The organism is Streptomyces sp. WMMC1477 (assembly GCF_027460245.1).
Classification (GTDB): Bacteria; Actinomycetota; Actinomycetes; order Streptomycetales; family Streptomycetaceae; genus Streptomyces.
Genome location: NZ_JAPZBD010000003.1, coordinates 3,428,270 through 3,447,127 on the forward strand (window position 1 = coordinate 3,428,270; position 18,858 = coordinate 3,447,127).

Annotated in this window: 2 protein-coding genes; both read left to right on the top strand. The window is 71.4% G+C overall.

The window, feature by feature from the left end; all coding sequences use genetic code 11:
- Nucleotides 1-29 precede the first annotated feature (29 nt).
- Complete coding sequence (locus O7609_RS15595) at nucleotides 30-5,729, top strand: type I polyketide synthase (RefSeq protein ID WP_443072132.1); 5,700 nt, start codon at nucleotides 30-32, stop codon at nucleotides 5,727-5,729.
- Nucleotides 5,730-5,810: 81 nt separating this feature from the next.
- Nucleotides 5,811-18,848, top strand: a complete 13,038-nt coding sequence (locus O7609_RS15600; protein ID WP_269743731.1) for a type I polyketide synthase — start codon at nucleotides 5,811-5,813, stop codon at nucleotides 18,846-18,848.
- The last annotated feature ends 10 nt before the right edge of the window (nucleotides 18,849-18,858 follow it).

Here is an 18,858-nt window from a genome sequence, read left to right on the forward strand (position 1 = left end):
GGGGTGTCCCCGGCCCCGACCCAGCAGCGTTGGAGACGTCGACGATGGCGCAGAACGAAGCAAAGCTCCTCGATTACCTCAAGCGCGTCACCGCAGACCTCCGGCAGGCCCAGAACCGCCTGGCGGCAGCGGAGGAGAAGGACCACGAGCCCGTCGCCATCGTCGGCATGGCCTGCCGCTACCCCGGCGGCGTCCGCTCGCCCGAGGACCTGTGGCGGCTCGTCACCGAAGGCGGGGACGCGATCACCGGCCTCCCCGACAACCGCGACTGGGACCTCGACAACCTCTACGACCCCGACCCCGACCGCCACGGCAAGACCTACGTGCGCGAAGGCGGCTTCCTCCACGACGCGGACCGGTTCGACGCCGACCTCTTCGGCATCTCACCCCGCGAAGCCCTCGTCATGGACCCCCAGCAGCGCATCCTGCTGGAAGTCGTCTGGGAAGCCTTCGAGCGCACCGGACTCGCCCCCACCGCCCTGCGCGGCACCGGCACCGGGGTCTTCGTCGGCTGCAACCCCCTCGACTACCGCTCCGGCATCCACCAGGTCCCCGAGGGGTTCGAAGGTCACCTCGTCACCGGCAGTGCCAGCAGCATCGTCTCCGGCCGCGTCGCCTACACCTTCGGCCTCGAAGGACCCGCCGTCACCCTCGACACGGCCTGCTCCTCCTCCCTCACCGCCCTCCACCTCGCCGCCCACGCCCTCCGCAGAGAGGAATGCAGCCTCGCCGTGGCGGCGGGCGTGGCCGTCATGTCCACCTCCGACGAGTTCACCGGCTGGAGCCGCCAACGCGGTCTCGCCGCCGACGGCCGCTGCAAGGCCTTCTCCGCCGCCGCCAACGGCATGGGCCTCGCCGAAGGCGCCGGCGTCCTCGTCCTGGAGCGGCTCTCCGACGCCCGCCGCAACGGCCACCGTGTCCTCGGCCTCCTCCGCGGCTCCGCCCTCAACCAGGACGGCGCCTCCAACGGCCTCACCGCCCCCAGCGGCCCCGCCCAGCAGCGCGTCATCAAGCAGGCACTCCTCAACTGCAGGCTGACCGCGTCCGACGTCGACGCCGTCGAGGCCCACGGCACCGGCACCCCCCTCGGTGACCCGATCGAGGCGCAGGCGCTGCTGGCCACGTATGGGCAGGGCCGGGAGGCGGACCGGCCGCTGTGGCTGGGCTCGATCAAGTCCAACATCGGCCACGCCCAGGCCGCCGCGGGCATGGCCGGCGTGATCAAGATGGTCATGGCCATGCAGGCCGGTGAGCTTCCCCGCACCCTCCACGTCGACGAGCCGACCCCGCACGTCGACTGGACCGCCGGCCACCTCGCCCTCCTCACGGAACCCGTCGCCTGGCCCGACACCGGCCGCCCCCGCCGCTCGGCCGTCTCCGCGTTCGGCATCAGCGGCACCAACGTCCACGTGGTGTTGGAGCAGGCTCCGGGGGTGGAGGCTGCTGAGGTTTCGGGTGTTTCCGGTTCGGGTTCGGGTGTGGGTGTGGTGCCGTGGGTGTTGTCGGCGGCTTCGGATGCGGGGTTGGTGGCTCAGGCGGGGCGGTTGGCTGAGCGTGTTGGTGTGGGTTCTGGTGTGGGTTCTGGGTTGGGTGCGGTGGATGTGGGGTGGTCGTTGGCGTCGGGTCGTGCGGCGTTGTCGCGTCGTGCGGTGGTGTGGGGTGCGGATGTGGGTGAGTTGCGGGAGCGGCTTGGTGGTGTGGTTTCGGCTGGGGGTTCTGTGGTGGATGGTCGTCTTGCGGTGTTGTTCTCGGGTCAGGGTGCGCAGCGGTTGGGGATGGGTGCGGAGTTGGCTGGGGTGTTTCCGGTGTTTCGGGAGGCGTTTGCTGAGGTGTGTGGGGGGTTTGAGGGGTTGTTGCCGCGGTCGTTGGGTGAGGTGTTGGGGTCTGGTGTGGGTTCGGGTGTGGGGGGGTTGGTGGATGAGACGGTGTTTGCGCAGGCGGGTTTGTTTGCGGTGGAGGTGGGGTTGTGGCGGTTGGTGGAGTCGTGGGGGGTGCGGCCTGATTTTGTTGTGGGTCATTCGGTGGGTGAGGTGGCGGCTGCGTTCGCGGCGGGGGTGTTTTCGTTGGAGGATGCGTGTCGTTTGGTGGCTGCGCGGGGTGGTTTGATGCAGGCGCTTCCGGGGGGTGGGGGCATGCTTGCGGTGCAGGCTTCGTTGGGTTGGGTTGGGGAGGTTTTGTCTGGGGTTGTGGGTGTGGAGGTGGCGGCGGTCAATGGGCCGTCGTCGGTTGTGGTTTCGGGTTTGGTGGCGGGGTTGGATGTGGTGGCTGAGCGGTGTGCGGTGTCGGGGGTGAAGGCGCGTCGTTTGAGGGTGTCGCATGGTTTTCATTCGGCGTTGATGGAGCCGATGTTGGCGGAGTTCGGGCGTGTGGTGGAGGGGATTTCGTTCAGTCCGCCCAGTTTGGGTGTGGTGTCGAATGTGTCGGGTGGTTTGGCGGGGGAGGAGTTGTGTTCGCCGGGGTATTGGGTGCGGCATGTGCGTGAGGCGGTGCGTTTCGGTGATGGTGTTGGGTGGTTGTGGTCTGCGGGGGTGCGGAAGTTCTGGGAGTTGGGTCCGGATGCGTCGTTGACGGCGTTGGCTTCGGAATGTGTCGAGGGGGATGCCGACGGGGTGTTCGTGGCGTCGATGCGGCGTGGGAAGAGTGAGGTGGAGACGTTCACCTCGGCCGTGTCGAGGTTGTGGGCCAGCGGGGTTGCCGTCGACTGGCCTGCGGTGTTCGCGGGGCATGAGCCTCGCCGGGTGGAGCTGCCGACGTACCCCTTCCAGAGCGAGCGTTACTGGCTGCAAGTAGAGGCCGGTTCGGGTGACGCCAGCGGACTGGGGATGAAGACGGCCGGGCATCCGTTGCTCGGAGCCGCGGTGGAGTCGGCGTCGGATGGTGGCGTGCTGTTGACCGGTCGGGTGTCGCTTGGTGGGCAGGGGTGGTTGGCGGATCACGCGGTGGCGGGGACGGTGCTGTTCCCGGGGACGGGCTTTGTCGAGTTGGTCGTGCGGGCGGGGGACGAGGTGGGTTGCGGGTGTGTGCGGGAGCTGACGTTGCGGGCGCCGTTGGTGGTGCCGGAGCGGGGCGGGGTCCAGGTTCAGGTGGTCGTCGGCCCTGAACAGGACGGCGACGAGCGGTCGGTTGCCGTGTACTCGCGGCTTGAGGACGCCGCCGGCACCGCTTGGACGCTGCATGCCGAGGGGCTGCTGACGTCGGGCGTGCCGCGGGCGAAGGAACCTGGGCTTGAGGCGTGGCCGCCGGCTGGTGCGGAGGCGTTGGATGTTGCCGGGTTCTATGAGCGGGCGGAGTTGGCCGGGTACGGGTACGGTCCGGCGTTCCGGGGGCTGACGGCGGCCTGGCGGCGCGGGGAGGAGCTGTTCGCCGAGGTCAGCCTGCCGGAGACGGCGCACTCCGAGGCCGGGGCGTACGGCCTCCACCCCGCGCTCCTCGACGCCGCCCTGCACCCGTTGGGCCTGTTGGCCGACGCCGAGCGGCACACCATACGGTTGCCGTTCGCCTGGACCGGGGTCGAGCTCCGGGCGACCGGCGCCGCGTCCGTGCGCGTCGCCCTGACTCCTCGCCGCGACGAAGACAACACGACGGTCGGCCTGACCGTCACGGACGCCGGCGGACGGTTGGTGCTCACCGCCGACTCGCTCACGCTGCGCCCCCTCGACCCGGACCAGTTGCCGTCGGCGTCCTCCCACGGGGACCGGCTGTTCCAGGTCGCCTGGAGTACCGCGGACCAGGAGGCGGCCCGGGACCTCTCCGAGGACGCCCTCGCCGGGGAACCGTGGGCCATCGTCGGACCCGACCCGCTGGGTTTGGCCGCTGGGCTGCAGTACGCGGGCACGACCGTCTCCGCCTACGACGAGCTGACGCCGTTCACCGAGGTGCTGGACGCGGGGGTGCCTGCTCCGCCCGTCGTGCTGCTGACCTGCTCGGAGGCTGGCGCTGACGCCGCGGAACCGGCGGTCGCCGCGCATGAGGCGGTGCAGCGCACGCTGTCCGCGCTCCAGTCGTGGTTGGCCGACGAGCGGCTGGCCGACAGCCGACTGGTCGTCGTCACGGGCAACGCGGTGGCCGCACGGCCGGGCGAGGACGTCACCGGTCTCGTGCACGCCCCGGTGTGGGGTCTGGTCCGCACGGCCCAGACGGAGAACCCGGGACGTTTCCTGCTCGTCGACGTCGACGTCGACGCGGCCGGTGGCGCAGGCGTGGAGGGTGAGGCGCTGGTCGCGGCCGTCTCCGTGGCGTTGGCCGAGGACCGGCCCCAGGTCGCGGTCCGCGGCGACGACATCCTCGTCCCCGCGATCGTGCCCGCCGTCGCCGGGGCCGCGCCGGCGGTTCCGGCGCCCGCGAACGCCCCGACGGCGGAGGCGGCGGAGGACGACAAGGGAACACCGTGGCACGCCGAGGGCACCGTTCTGATCACCGGCGGGACGGGTGCGCTGGGCATGCTCGTCGCCCGTCACCTCGCCGGTGAACACGGCGTGCGGAGGCTTCTGCTCACCAGCCGCCGTGGACCGGCGGCGCCCGGCGTCGAGGCCCTCCTGGCCGATCTCGCCCGGCTGGGGGCCGAGGCCGAGGTACTCGCCTGCGACGTCGCCGACCGGGAGGAGCTCGCCGCCGTTCTGCGGAAGGTGCCGGACGAGCACCCGCTGACCGCCGTCGTCCACACGGCGGGCGTCGTCGACGACGCGGTGCTGCCGGCACTCGTGCCCGAGCAGGTCGGGGCCGTGCTGCGGCCCAAGGTGGACGCCGCGCTGAACCTCCACGAACTCACCAGTCACGCGGGCCTCTCGGCCTTCGTCCTGTTCTCCTCGACGGCCGGCGTCCTCGGCGGCCCGGGGCAGGCCAACTACGCGGCGGGCAACGCGTTCCTGGACGCCCTCGCCCAGCACCGACGCGCACAGGGTCTCCCGGCCACGTCCATTTCCTGGGGGCTGTGGCAGGCGGAGCACGGAATGACCGGAGCTCTCCACCGCGCCGACCTCGACCGCATCACCCGCTCCGGGCTCGCCCCGATGCCCTCGCGAACAGCGCTGGCCCTCATGGACGCCGCCGGTTCCTCGTCCGACCCGCACTTCGTCGCCGCCGAGATCACCATGAGCGCCCTGCGTCAGAACGCCCAGGCCGGGACGCTTCCCGCCATCCTGCGCGCCATCGTCCCGAGCGCGACCGTCCGCCGCGCCGCCTCCGCCCACGCCGACGGCGGCGCGGACTCCCTCTCCCGGCAGCTCGCCGGTCGCAGCCCGGACGAACGGCTGGCCTTCTTCCACGAACTCGTGCGCGACCACGTGGCCGACGTCCTCGCCCGAGGCAGCGCCCACACCGTCGACACCACACGGGAGTTCGCCGATCTCGGCTTCGACTCCCTGACCGCCGTCGAACTGCGCAACCGCCTCGGTGGCGTGACCGGGCTCCGGCTGCCCGCCACCTTGGTCTTCGACTACCCGACCCCCGACGCCCTCGCCCGCCACCTCAACGACCGGATACGGCCCGACGCCGACGAAGTGCCCAGCGGCTACGCCGAACTGGACCAACTCGAAGCCGCCCTGAGTGCCACGAGGATCGACTCCGAGAACCGCGCGGGTCTCGTCAAGCGGCTCCAGTCGCTGGTCTGGAAGCTGGAGAACGACACCCCCGAGGACGCCTCCACCGGCCCGGGAGACGGCACGTCGCTGGACTCGGCCACCGACGACGAGATGTTCGACCTCATCAACAAGGAACTCGGCCTCGGCTGACGCCGGCCACCGGTGCACCACCGGCCCGACCCGCCCCTCCCGACCCGTCCCGTTCCACCTCGCGCCTGGAGACGAAGGTAGATGTCCGGCAACGAAGCGAAGCTCCGCGAGTACCTCAAGCTCGTCACGGCCGACCTGCAGGAAACGCGGCAGCGCCTGCAGCAGGCCGAGGCGAAGAGCAGGGAGCCCGTCGCCGTCGTCGGCATGGCCTGCCGCTACCCCGGCGGCGTCAGCTCGCCGGAGGAGCTGTGGCGGCTCGTCGAGTCCGGCGGGGACGGCATCACGCCGTTCCCCGTCGACCGGGGCTGGGACGAGAACCTCTACGACCCGGACCCGGACGCTCACGGCAAGAGCTACGTCACCGAGGGTGGTTTCCTGCACGACGCGGCCGAGTTCGACGCCGAGTTCTTCGGCATCTCGCCGCGCGAGGCCCTGGCCATGGACCCCCAGCAGCGCCTGCTCCTGGAGACCAGCTGGGAGGCCATCGAGACCGCGGGCATCCCCCCGGCCTCCCTCCGAGGGCACAGCACCGGAGTCTTCGTCGGCGCCTCCAGCTTCGGCTACCTGACGGACATGCTGAACGTCCCCGAGCACGTCAGCGGATTCTCCCTCACCGGCAACGCGACCAGCGTCCTGACCGGGCGCGTCGCCTACACCCTGGGCCTGGAGGGCCCGGCGGTGACCGTCGACACGGCCTGCTCGTCGTCACTGGTCGCCCTGCACCTGGCGGTGCAGTCGCTGCGCAACGGTGAGTGCGACCTCGCGCTCGCGGGAGGCGTCACCGTCATGCCCTCGCCTGGCGTCTTCGTGGAGTTCAGCCGTCAGCGTGGACTCGCCCGAGACGGCCGTAGCAAGGCCTTCTCCGCGGACGCGGACGGCACCGGGTGGTCCGAGGGCATCGGCGTCCTGGCGGTGGAGCGGCTGTCGGACGCCCGACGCCTCGGTCACCGGGTGTTGGCGGTGGTGCGGGGTTCGGCGGTGAACCAGGACGGTGCGTCGAACGGTCTGACGGCGCCGAACGGCCCCTCCCAGCAGCGGGTCATCAAGGACGCCCTGGAGAACGCCCGCCTCAACCCCTCGGACGTGGACGTGGTGGAGGCCCACGGCACGGGAACCCCTCTGGGTGACCCGATCGAGGCGCAGGCGCTGCTGGCCACGTATGGGCAGGGCCGGGAGGCCGACCGGCCGCTCTGGCTCGGCTCGATCAAGTCCAACATCGGGCACACGCAGGCCGCGGCGGGTGTCGCGGGCGTCATCAAGATGGTCATGGCCATGCGTGCCGGAGTCATGCCTCGGACGCTGCACGTCGACGAGCCGACGCCTCAGGTGGAATGGTCGGAAGGCGAGGTCTCGGTGCTGACCGGGCCCCGTGAATGGACCCTCGCCGAAGACGGCGGCCCGCGCAGAGCGGCCGTGTCGTCCTTCGGCATCAGCGGCACGAACGCGCATGTGGTCCTGGAGGAGGCTCCCCCGGAGGGTGAGCCGGGCGACGTGGTGGCGGCCGGGAGCGGGGGGCTCGCGGGTTCGTCGGTGGTGCCGTGGGTGGTGTCGGCGCGTTCGGTGGGGGCGTTGGCGGCGCAGGCGGGTCGTGTGGTTGAGGTTTCGGTGGGTTTGGATCCGGTTGATGTGGGTTGGGGTCTGGTGTCGTCGCGTTCGGTGTGGGAGCACCGTGCGGTGGTGTGGGGTTCGGGGTCGGGTGAGCTGGCGTCGGGGTTGGGGGCGTTGGCGTCGGGTGAGGTGGTGGGGAACGTGGTTTCGGGGGTTGTTGCGGGTGGTTCGGGTGGTTCGGGTGGTGTGGTGTTGGTGTTTCCGGGTCAGGGTTCGCAGTGGTTGGGGATGGGCCGGGGGCTGTTGGCGTCGTCGCCGGTGTTCGCGGATCGTCTGGCGGAGTGTGAGACGGCCCTTGCTCCGCACGTTGAGTGGTCGTTGCGTGAGGTGCTGACGGGCGGGGATGAGGGTTGGTTGGATCGGGTGGATGTGGTGCAGCCGGTGTTGTGGGCGGTGATGGTGTCGTTGGCGGCGGTGTGGGAGTCCTTGGGTGTTGAGCCTGCTGGGGTGGTGGGTCATTCGCAGGGTGAGATTGCGGCTGCGGTGGTGGCGGGTGTGTTGAGTGTGGGGGATGGGGCGCGGGTGGTGGCGTTGCGGTCGGCTGCGATCCGGGAGGAGTTGGCGGGTCGTGGGGGCATGGTGTCGTTGGCGACGGGTGTGGAGCAGGCGGCGGCGTGGGTGGAGCCGTTCGGGGGTCGGGTCTCGGTTGCGGTGCTGAATGGTCCGTCGGCGACGGTGGTTGCGGGGGAGCCGGGGGCGTTGGAGGAGATCGCGGCGATGGCGGAGGCGGCCGGGGTGCGGGCTCGTCGGGTTCCGGTGGATTACGCCTCGCACTCGGTGCAGGTGGAGGACATTCGCACGCGGCTGTTGGAGGCTCTGGCCGGCGTGGAGCCGCACGAGTCCCGGGTGCCGGTGATTTCCACGGTGACGGGTGGGGTGTTGGACACCTCCACGATGGATGCGGCGTATTGGTACGCGAATCTGCGGGAGCCGGTGCGGTTCACCGATGCCGTGACCGAGGCGCTGGGGTCCGGTCACCGTACCTTTGTCGAGGTCAGTGCCCATCCGGTGTTGGTGATGGGTGTGCAGGCGATCGCGGAGGCGGCCGAGGTCGAGGCGACCGTCGTGGGGACGTTGCGTCGGGATGAGGATGAGTCGGCCCGGTTCATCGCGTCGGCGGCGGAGTTGTGGGTCCGGGGTGTGGATGTCGACTGGACCGCCGTCTACGCGGGGCGGTGCACCCAGCGGGTTGATCTGCCCACGTACGCGTTTCAGCGTGAGCGGTTCTGGCTGGAGTCGGTGTCGGGTGCCGGGGATGTGAGTGGCGCGGGGTTGGCTGCCGCTGGGCATCCGTTGCTGGGGGCTGCGGTGAGTCTGGCGGCCGATGGGGGTGTGGTGCTGACTGGGCGGTTGTCGATGCGGACGCATGCGTGGCTGGCGGATCATGCCGTTGGTGGTGTCGTGCTTTTCCCGGGTGCGGGGTTTGTGGAGTTGGCGGTGCGGGCTGGGGATGAGGTGGGGTGTGGGTGTGTGCGGGAGTTGATGTTGCGGGCGCCGTTGGTGGTGCCGGAGCGGGGTGGGGTTCAGGTTCAGGTTGCGGTGAGTGCGCCGGATGGGGAGGGTTGCCGGGCGTTGAGCGTGCACTCCCGTCCCGATGATCTGGGTTTGGCGGGGTCGTGGACGGCTCATGCCGAGGGTGTTCTGGTGACCGGGGCGGTCCGTGGGGTCGGGGGTGGTCTTGAGGTGTGGCCGCCGAGGGGTGCCGAGGCGGTGGATGTGTCCGGGTTCTACGAGCAGGCTGCGGCGGCCGGTTACGGCTACGGGCCCGCTTTCCAGGGGCTGCGGGCCGCGTGGCGACGCGGCGACGAGACCTTCGCCGAGATCGCTCTGCCTGAGGAGACGCAGACAGAGGCGGGCCGGTACGGTCTGCATCCGGCCCTGCTGGACGCCGCACTGCAGGCCGTCGGCCTGGGCGACCCGTCCGGTGATGCGGCCGACGGGCTGCTACGGCTTCCCTTCGCGTGGAACGACGTGTCGTTGACCGCGTCGGGTGCGACCGCCGCCCGCGTGCGGCTGGCTCCGGCGGGTACGGATGCGGTGACGATCGAGTTGGCGGACGCCACGGGGCAGCCGGTGGCGTGGGTCGGTTCGCTCGGGCTGCGTGCCGTGCGTCCCGAGCAGATGACGGTGATGGCTCAGTCGGTGCCGGCTCGGGGTCACGCCGACGCGCTGTTCACCGTGCGCTGGGACCAGGCTCCCGGTGCGGGCGGAGCCGATGGACCGACCACCGCGTGGGCGGTCGTGGGCGAGGACGTGTTGGGGTTGGGCGCGTCGGTGCAGGGGGCGGGTGTCCCCGTGGACTCGTACCCGGAACTGACCGCGCTTCGGGCGGCGGTGGAGGCGGGGGTGCCGGCCCCGCAGACGGTTCTGTGCACCCCTCCTGCCGTCGCGGGCGACGACCTGGCCCGGGCGGCCGAGGAGACGACGGCCGGAATGCTCGGTGTCGTGCAGGAATGGCTGGCGGACGACGGGCTGGTGGACGCCCGGCTGGCCGTCGTCACCCGCGGTGCCGTCGCGACCGGCGGTGACGGCGACGTGGCGGACCTGGCGGCAGCGGCCACGTGGGGCCTGGTCCGCACGGCGCAGACCGAGGCCCCCGGCCGCTTCCTGCTCGTGGACCTGGACCCGGCCGTCGACGACTCCGCCGCCGCTGACGACCTGGTGGAAGCGCTGTCCGTGGCCTGGTCGGCGGACGAATCCCAGGTGGCGGTGCGAGGCGGTGAGGTGTTGGTGCCCCGGTTGGCGCGTGTGGACGCCGGTGGTGCGTTGGTGCCGCCTGCCGGTGCGTCGGCGTGGCGGTTGGACACGGCGGCTTCCGGGACGTTGGAGGGCCTGCGGTTGCTGCCCGCGCCGGAGGCGGAGGCGCCGCTCGCCGCCGACGAGGTCCGCATCGCCGTGCGTGCGACGGGTGTCAACTTCCGGGATGTGCTGATCGGTCTCGGCATGGTGCCGGGCCAGACGGTCATGGGCAGCGAGTGCGCCGGAGTCGTCCGTGAAGTCGGCTCCTCGGTGCAGGGCTTCGCGCCGGGCGACCGAGTCGTCGGCATCGTCAACGGTGGCTTCGGACCACTTGCCGTGGCCGATGCGCGCATGCTGGCGCCCGTTCCGGAGGGGTGGTCGTTCGAGCGGGCGGCGTCGGTTCCCGTCGCTTTCCTGACCGCCTACTACGGGCTGAAGGATCTGGCCGGTCTGCGGGCGGGGGAGACGGTGCTCGTGCATGCGGGGGCGGGCGGTGTCGGTATGGCGGCCGTGCAGTTGGCCCGGCATTTCGGGGCGCGGGTGTTGGCGACGGCGAGTCCGGGGAAGTGGGGTGCGCTGCGTGAGCTGGGGCTCTGCGAGGACGAGATCGCGTCCTCGCGTGATCTGGACTTCCGGGAGAAGTTCCTCGCGGTGACGGACGGGGCCGGAGTGGACGTGGTCCTGAACTCCCTGGCCGGTGAGTACGTGGATGCCTCCCTCGAACTCCTCCCGCGCGGCGGCCGGTTCCTGGAGATGGGCAAGACCGACATCCGAGACGCCGAACAGGTGGCGCAGGAGTACGACCGCGTCGATTACCGCGCCTATGACTTGAAGGAGGCCGGGGCCGAGCGTGTCGGCGAGATGCTGACCGAGGTCCTCGGGCTCTTCGAACACGGCGTTCTCGGGCACCTCCCGCTCACCTCCTGGGATGTGCGGCGTGGGCCGGAGGCGTTCCGGTACATGAGCCAGGCCAGGCATGTGGGCAAGGTGGTGTTGACCGTTCCCGGTTCGCTCGACCCGGACGGGACGGTGTTGGTCACCGGTGGGACGGGCACGTTGGGGTCGTTGTTGGCGCGGCATCTGGTGGTCGGGCACGGGGTGCGGCATCTGGTGTTGACGAGTCGCAGTGGTGATCAGGCGCCGGGGGCTGCCGAGTTGGTGGCGGAGTTGTCCGGGTTGGGGGCCGCTGTCGAGGTGGTGGCGTGTGACGCGGCGGACCGGGAGGCGTTGGCGGGTGTGCTGGAGGCCGTTCCGGCCGAGCGACCGTTGACCGGTGTGGTCCACGCGGCCGGCGTGCTGTCCGACGGTGTCGTCACGTCACTGACCTCCGAGCAGGTGGCGCGGGTGTGGCGGCCGAAGGTGGACGCGGCGGTCAACCTGCACGAGCTCACCCGCGACGCGGAGCTCGGGATGTTCGTCCTGTACTCCTCCGCCTCCGGGGTGTTCGGCGGACCGGGGCAGGCCAACTACGCCGCGGCGAACGTGTTCCTGGACGCGCTCGCGCACCACCGCCGGGCGCGGGGCCTGGCGGCGACGTCGCTGGCCTGGGGGCTGTGGGAGCAGGCCAGCTCCATGACCGGGCACCTGGCCGAGGGCGACATCGACCGCGTGGCCAAGAACGGCTTCGTCCCGCTCAGCGACGAGGTCGGCATCGGGCTCTTCGACGCTGCCGCACTGCGTGACGAGGCCCTGTTCGTCGCGGCTGAACTCGACCCCGGCGCACTGCGTGCCCGGGTGCGTGGCGCCGTCCCCCCGCTGCTGCGCGGCGTCGTCCGTGCCCCTGTGCGTCGTACCGCCGAGGCCGCGGACGGTTCGGACACGGGCGCTCTCGCCAGGAGCCTCACGGGCATGACCCCGGGGGAACGGGACCGCCATCTGCTCGAACTGGTCCGGTCCCACATCGCCGCCGTTCTCGGGCATACGGGCGCACACGCAGTCGAGGCCGAACGCCCCTTCAAGGAACTCGGGTTCGACTCCCTGACCGCCGTCGAGCTCCGCAACCGCCTCAACACCGCGACGGGTCTGCGCCTACCCGCCGCGCTCACCTTCGACCACCCGACGCCGACGGCCGTCGCTCGCTTCCTCGACGTCGAACTGGGCGGAGTACAGGGCGAGGTGGTCACCACGCGGACGCTCGGTGCCGCAGGAGGCGAACCGGGGGAGGACCCGATCGCCATCGTCGGGATGGCGTGCCGCTTCCCCGGCGGTGTCGATTCCCCCGAGGACCTGTGGCGACTGGTGCGGGACGGCGGAGACGCCGTCGCCGCGTTCCCCGCCGACCGCGGTTGGGACATGGAAGCCCTCTATGACGCGGACCCCGACGCACACGGCAAGACCTACCTGCGCGGTGCCGGTCTGATGGACGACGTCGCCGGCTTCGACGCGGACTTCTTCGGCATCTCGCCCCGCGAGGCACTCGCCATGGATCCGCAGCAGCGGATCGTGCTGGAGACCTCCTGGGAGGCGGTGGAGCGTGCCGGTATCGCGCCCGGTTCGCTGCGAGGGACCCAGACCGGCGTCTTCGTCGGTGCGCTCTCCTCCGAGTACCTGGCCCGGCTGAAGACGGTTCCCGACGGTGTCGAGGGCTTCCTCGGGACGGGGAACATGTCGAGTGTGACGTCGGGCCGGGTGGCCTATCAGCTCGGGCTGGAGGGTCCGGCGGTGACGGTGGACACGGCGTGTTCGTCGTCGCTGGTGGCGTTGCACATGGCGGTGCAGTCGTTGCGCCAGGGGGAGTGCGACCTCGCCCTCGCGGGCGGCGTCACCGTGATCTGTACGCCCGCCGGGTTCGTCGAGATGAGCCGGCAGCGCGGGCTTTCGACCGACGGCCGCTGCCGCGCGTTCTCCGCCGACGCCGATGGTTTCGGTCCGGCGGAGGGTGTGGGTGTGCTGGTGGTGGAGCGGTTGTCGGACGCGCGTCGTCAGGGGCATCGGGTGCTGGCGGTGGTGCGGGGTTCGGCGGTGAACCAGGACGGTGCGTCGAACGGTCTGACGGCGCCGAACGGGCCCTCGCAGCAGCGGGTGATCCGTCAGGCTCTGGCCAACGCCGGGCTCGCCCCGGGTGATGTGGACGTGGTGGAGGCGCACGGTACGGGGACGACGTTGGGTGACCCGATCGAGGCGCAGGCGCTGCTGGCCACGTATGGGCAGGGTCGGGAGGCGGACCGGCCGCTGTGGCTGGGGTCGGTGAAGTCGAACATCGGGCACACGCAGGCCGCGGCGGGTGTCGCGGGTGTGATCAAGATGGTGATGGCGATGCAGGCGGGGGAGCTTCCCCGCACCCTGCACGTGGACGAGCCCACCCCCCACGTCGACTGGACGACAGGCGACCTTCGGCTGCTGGACGCGCCTCGCGAGTGGGCGGCCGGCCACCGAACGCGTCGAGCGGGCATCTCGTCCTTCGGCATCTCGGGCACGAACGCGCATGTGATCGTCGAGGAGGTGGGGTCGGACGACGTCACCGCCGAGCCGGAGACGGTGCTGGGTGGTGGGCGCGGCCTTGCGGGTTCGTCGGTGGTGCCGTGGGTGGTGTCGGCGCGTTCGGTGGGGGCGTTGGCGGCGCAGGCGGGTCGTGTGGCCGGTGCGGTGGTGTCGGATGCGGATGTGGTTGATGTGGGTTGGGGTCTGGTGTCGTCGCGTTCGGTGTGGGAGCACCGTGCGGTGGTGTGGGGTTCGGGGTCGGGTGAGCTGGCGTCGGGGTTGGGGGCGTTGGCGTCGGGTGAGGTGGTGGGGAACGTGGTTTCGGGGGTTGTTGCGGGTGGTTCGGGTGGTTCGGGTGGTTCGGGTGGTGTGGTGTTGGTGTTTCCGGGTCAGGGTTCGCAGTGGTTGGGGATGGGCCGGGGGCTGTTGGCGTCGTCGCCGGTGTTCGCGGATCGTCTGGCGGAGTGTGAGACGGCCCTTGCTCCGCACGTTGAGTGGTCGTTGCGTGAGGTGCTGACGGGCGGGGATGAGGGTTGGCTGGATCGGGTGGATGTGGTGCAGCCGGTGTTGTGGGCGGTGATGGTGTCGTTGGCGGCGGTGTGGGAGTCCTTGGGTGTTGAGCCTGCTGGGGTGGTGGGTCATTCGCAGGGTGAGATCGCGGCTGCGGTGGTGGCGGGTGTGTTGAGTGTGGGGGACGGGGCGCGGGTGGTGGCGTTGCGGTCGGCTGCGATCCGGGAGAAGTTGGCGGGTCGTGGGGGCATGGTGTCGTTGGCGACGGGTGTGGAGCAGGCGGCGGCGTGGGTGGAGCCGTTCGGGGGTCGGGTCTCGGTTGCGGTGCTGAATGGTCCGTCGGCGACGGTGGTTGCGGGGGAGCCGGGGGCGTTGGAGGAGATCGCGGCGATGGCGGAGGCGGCCGGGGTGCGGGCTCGTCGGGTGCCGGTGGACTACGCCTCGCACTCGGTGCAGGTGGAGGACATCCACGCACGTCTCCTGGAGGCTCTGGCCGAGGTCTCACCGAAGGAGTCCCGGGTACCGCTCATCTCGACCGTCACCGGCGAGGTGTTGGACACCTCCACGATGGACGCGGCGTATTGGTACGCGAATCTGCGGGAGCCGGTGCGGTTCACCGATGCCGTGACCGAGGCGCTGGGGTCCGGTCACCGTACCTTTGTCGAGGTCAGTGCCCATCCGGTGTTGGTGATGGGTGTGCAGGCGATCGCGGAGGCCGCCGAGGTCGAGGCCACCGTCGTCGGAACGTTGCGTCGGGAGGAGGATGAGTCGGCCCGGTTCATCGCCTCGGCGGCAGAGCTGTGGACCCGGGGCGTGGACATCGACTGGACCGCCGTCTACGCGGGCCGTTCCGTGCGGCGGGTCGATCTGCCCACCTACCCCTTCCAGCACGAGCACTACTGGTTGGAGGAGCCGGCGGGAGCCTCCGACGTGAGCGGTGCGGGGCTGGCTGCCGCTGGGCATCCGTTGCTGGGGGCTGCGGTGAGTCTGGCGGCCGATGGGGGCGTGATGCTGACCGGGCGGTTGTCGACGCGGACGCACCCGTGGCTGGCCGACCACGCCGTCGGCGGAACCGTGCTCTTCCCCGGTACCGGGTTCGTGGAGTTGGCCGTCCGGGCCGGGGACGAGATCGGCTGCGGGCATCTGAGCGAGCTGACGCTGCAGGCGCCCTTGGTCGTACCCGATTCCGGGGCTGTGCAGGTGCAGGTCGTCGTGGGTGCGGCAGAGGCGGACGGGCGCAGGGAGCTGGCGGTCTATTCGCGCCCCGAGAACGCCGAGCGTGATCGTGCCTGGACGCTGCACGCCGAGGGGCTGGTCGGCCCCGAGGACGTGGAGCACGAGGCTGAGGATGAGCTGACGGCCTGGCCGCCGAGCGGTGCGGAGGCCGTGGACGTCTCGGCCTTCTACGCGGCCGCCGCCGAAGCGGGGTATGGCTACGGGCCCGCCTTCCAGGGGCTTGCGGCGGTGTGGCGGCGCGGGGACGAGGTGTTCGCCGAGGTGGCGCTGCCGGAGGGGGAGTCCGGTGAGGCGGCACGCTTCGGTGTGCACCCGGCTCTGCTTGACGCCTCACTGCATGCGATCGGGTTCGGCTCCTTCGGCGGCGAGACCGGTGCCCTGCGGCTTCCGTTCGCCTGGACTGGCGTGTCGTTGTTCGCGAGCGGTGCCAACCGGCTTCGGGTACGGCTGGCGTCCGCCGGGGACGGCGCGCTGACGGTACGGGTGGCGGACGCGGAGGGCAGCCCCGTCGCCCGAGTGGACTCGTTGGTCCTGCGAGCCGTCAGCCCGGAACAACTGGCAGCCGCGAGCGCACCGGGCGCGGATTCGCTTTTCACCCTCGCGTGGACGCCGTTCCCGGTTCCGGAGTCGGCGGTGGACGGGCGTGGCTGGGCACTGCTGGGCGACGGCGGCCCCGGCGGGGAGTACGGCGGGACGGCCGACGTCGAGCAAGGCGTGGACGCCCAGTGTCATCCCGAGCTGGCGGCTCTGCGCAGTGCGCTCGACGCGGGTGCCAGCGTCCCCGAGGTGGTCTTCTGCTCGCCTCCGGAACTGGTCGAAGCGAGCGGCGGGCTGGCGGATGCGGCGCGGCTGGCGACCGAGGCGGCGCTTTCCCTCGTGCAGGAGTGGCTGTCGGACGAGCGACTGGAGGAGGCGCGACTCGTCGTCCTCACGCGCGGCGCGGTGCCGGCGGCCGGGGACGAGGGCGTGACCGATCTGGTGCATGCTGCGATGTGGGGTCTGCTGCGTTCCGCCCAGTCGGAGAATCCCGGCCGACTGCTCCTGGTCGACCTCGACCCCGCCGAGTCCGAGCCCCATCTCACCCGTGCACTGCTCGCCACGGTGAGGGCAGCGCTGGACGCCGGGGAGACCCAGCTCGCCCTGCGCGGCGGGGAGCCCCTCGCACCGCGACTGGTGCGGTCGGGGACGACGGGATCCCTGGTACCGCCCGCCGAAACCGAGGCCTGGCGGCTCGACACGGCGGGCACGGGCACGCTGGAGGGGCTCACCCTGCTGCCCGCACCGCAGGCGACAGCGCCGCTGGGGCCGGAGGAGGTGCGCGTCGCCGTCCGCGCGGCCGGGGTCAACTTCCGTGACGTGCTCATCGGGCTGGGCATGGTCCCTGGCCAGACGGTGATGGGCAGCGAGGGCGCCGGTGTGATCCTGGAAGTCGGGGCCGACGTCACCGGGTTCGTCCCGGGTGACCGGGTACTGGGGCTGATGGGCGGGGGCCTGGGCCCGCTGGCCGTCACGGACCACCGCGTCATCGCCCCGATGCCGGAGGGGTGGTCGTTCGAGCGCGCGGCGTCGGTTCCCGTCGCCTTCCTGACCGCCTACTACGGGCTGAAGGATCTGGCCGGTCTGCGGGCGGGGGAGAAGGTGCTCGTCCATGCGGGGGCGGGCGGTGTCGGCATGGCGGCCGTCCAGTTGGCCCGGCACTTCGGTGCGAAGGTGTTCGCGACGGCGAGTCCGGGGAAGTGGGACACGCTCCGCGGTCTCGGCGTGCCCGATGAGCGCATCGCCTCGTCCCGCGACCTGGCCTTCCGCGCGGCGTTCAAGGAGGTGACGGGCGGCTCGGGTGTCGATGTCGTCCTCAACTCGCTCGCCCGTGAGTACGTGGACGCCTCCCTCGAACTCCTCGGCCAGGGCGGGCGCTTCCTGGAGATGGGCAAGACCGACAAGCGGGAGCCGGAAGAGGTCGGCCAGGAGCACCCGGGTGTCGACTACCGCGCCTACGACCTCGGCGAGGCTGGTCCTGAACGTATCGGCGAGATGCTGACGGAGATCCTTTCGCTCCTCGCCAAGGGGGTGTTGGAGCCTTTGCCGGTGCGGTCGTGGGATGTGCGGCGTGCGCCGGAGGCGTTCCGGTACATGAGCCAGGCCAGGCATGTGGGCAAGGTGGTGTTGACCGTTCCCGGTTCGCTCGACCCGGACGGGACGGTGTTGGTCACCGGTGGGACGGGCACGTTGGGGTCGTTGTTGGCGCGGCATCTGGTGGTCGGGCACGGGGTGCGGCATCTGGTGTTGACGAGTCGCAGTGGTGATCAGGCTCCGGGGGCTGGCGAGTTGGTGGCGGAGTTGTCCGGGTTGGGGGCCGCTGTCGAGGTGGTGGCGTGTGACGTGGCGGACCGGGAGGCGTTGGCGGGTGTGCTGGAGGCTGTTCCGGCCGAGCGTCCGTTGACCGGTGTGGTGCACGCGGCGGGTGTGCTGGCCGACGGTCTGGTGGGTTCGTTGTCGCCGGAGCAGGTGGCGCGGGTGTGGCGGCCGAAGGTGGACGCGGCGGTCAACCTGCATGAGCTCACCTGCGACGCCGACCTGGCCCTCTTCGCCCTCTACTCCTCCATCGCCGGTGTCGCCGGTGGCCCCGGACAGGGCAACTACGCGGCGGCGAACGTGTTCCTGGACGCCCTGGCCCACCACCGCCGGGCGCAGGGCCTGGTGGCGACGTCGTTGGCCTGGGGGTTGTGGGAGCAGGCCAGCACCATGACCGGCGCCCTCGCCAACCCCGAGGCGAGTGACGGGGGCAACCGGGAGCAGACGGGGCTCACCGGCCGGGACGGCGTCCTGCCCATTCCCTCCGACACCGGCCTCGCGCTCTTCGACGCCGCCCACCGCATCGGCGACCCGCTGGCCGTCCCGATCAGCCTCGACCTCACCGCGCTGCGGGCCCGCGCCCAGGCCGAGGGCGGGACCGTCCCGCCACTGTTCCGCACGCTCGTACGCGTCAGCGGGCGCGGGCAGGCCGCGGAGGGGCGCCGCACGGCGGACGGCGGCGCCTCGTTCGCCGCCCGGCTCAGCGGCCTCAGCGCCCCGGAACAGGAGCACCGGGTACTGGAGTTGGTGCGTACACACGTCGCGGCCGTCCTGGGGCGGACCGGCGGACGGAGCGTCGAGGCCGACCGGCCGTTCAAGGACCTCGGCTTCGACTCGCTGACCGCCGTCGAGCTGCGCAACCGGCTCGGCGCGGCCACCGGGCTGCGCCTCACCACGACGGTGGTCTTCGACCAGCCCACGCCGACCGCGCTCAGCCGCCACATCCTCGGCCAGGTCATGCCCGGCGAGGCCGAAGGCGCCGACGGAGCCGCCTCCGCCCCCGGCACGACGGGCCGCGCCGAGGAGCTCACCGGGGACGCGGAACTGAGCCGCGCTCTGGCCGCCATCCCGCCGCAGCGCCTCCGGGAGGCCGGGCTCGTCGAGACGCTCATGAGCCTCGCCCGGGCCGAGACGGAACGCGCCGACACGACCAACCCCACCACCCCACCCAACGACGACGGATCCACGGAAACCATCGCGGACATGGAGGTCGACGACCTCGTGCGGATGGCCCTCGGCGATGCCGACGCCTGAGACGACAGAC

What these genes read in the sequence shown, in the direction of transcription:
- O7609_RS15600 (WP_269743731.1), top strand. Translation starts at nt 5,811, where the DNA reads ATGTCCGGCAACGAAGCGAAGCTCCGCGAGTACCTCAAGCTCGTCACG.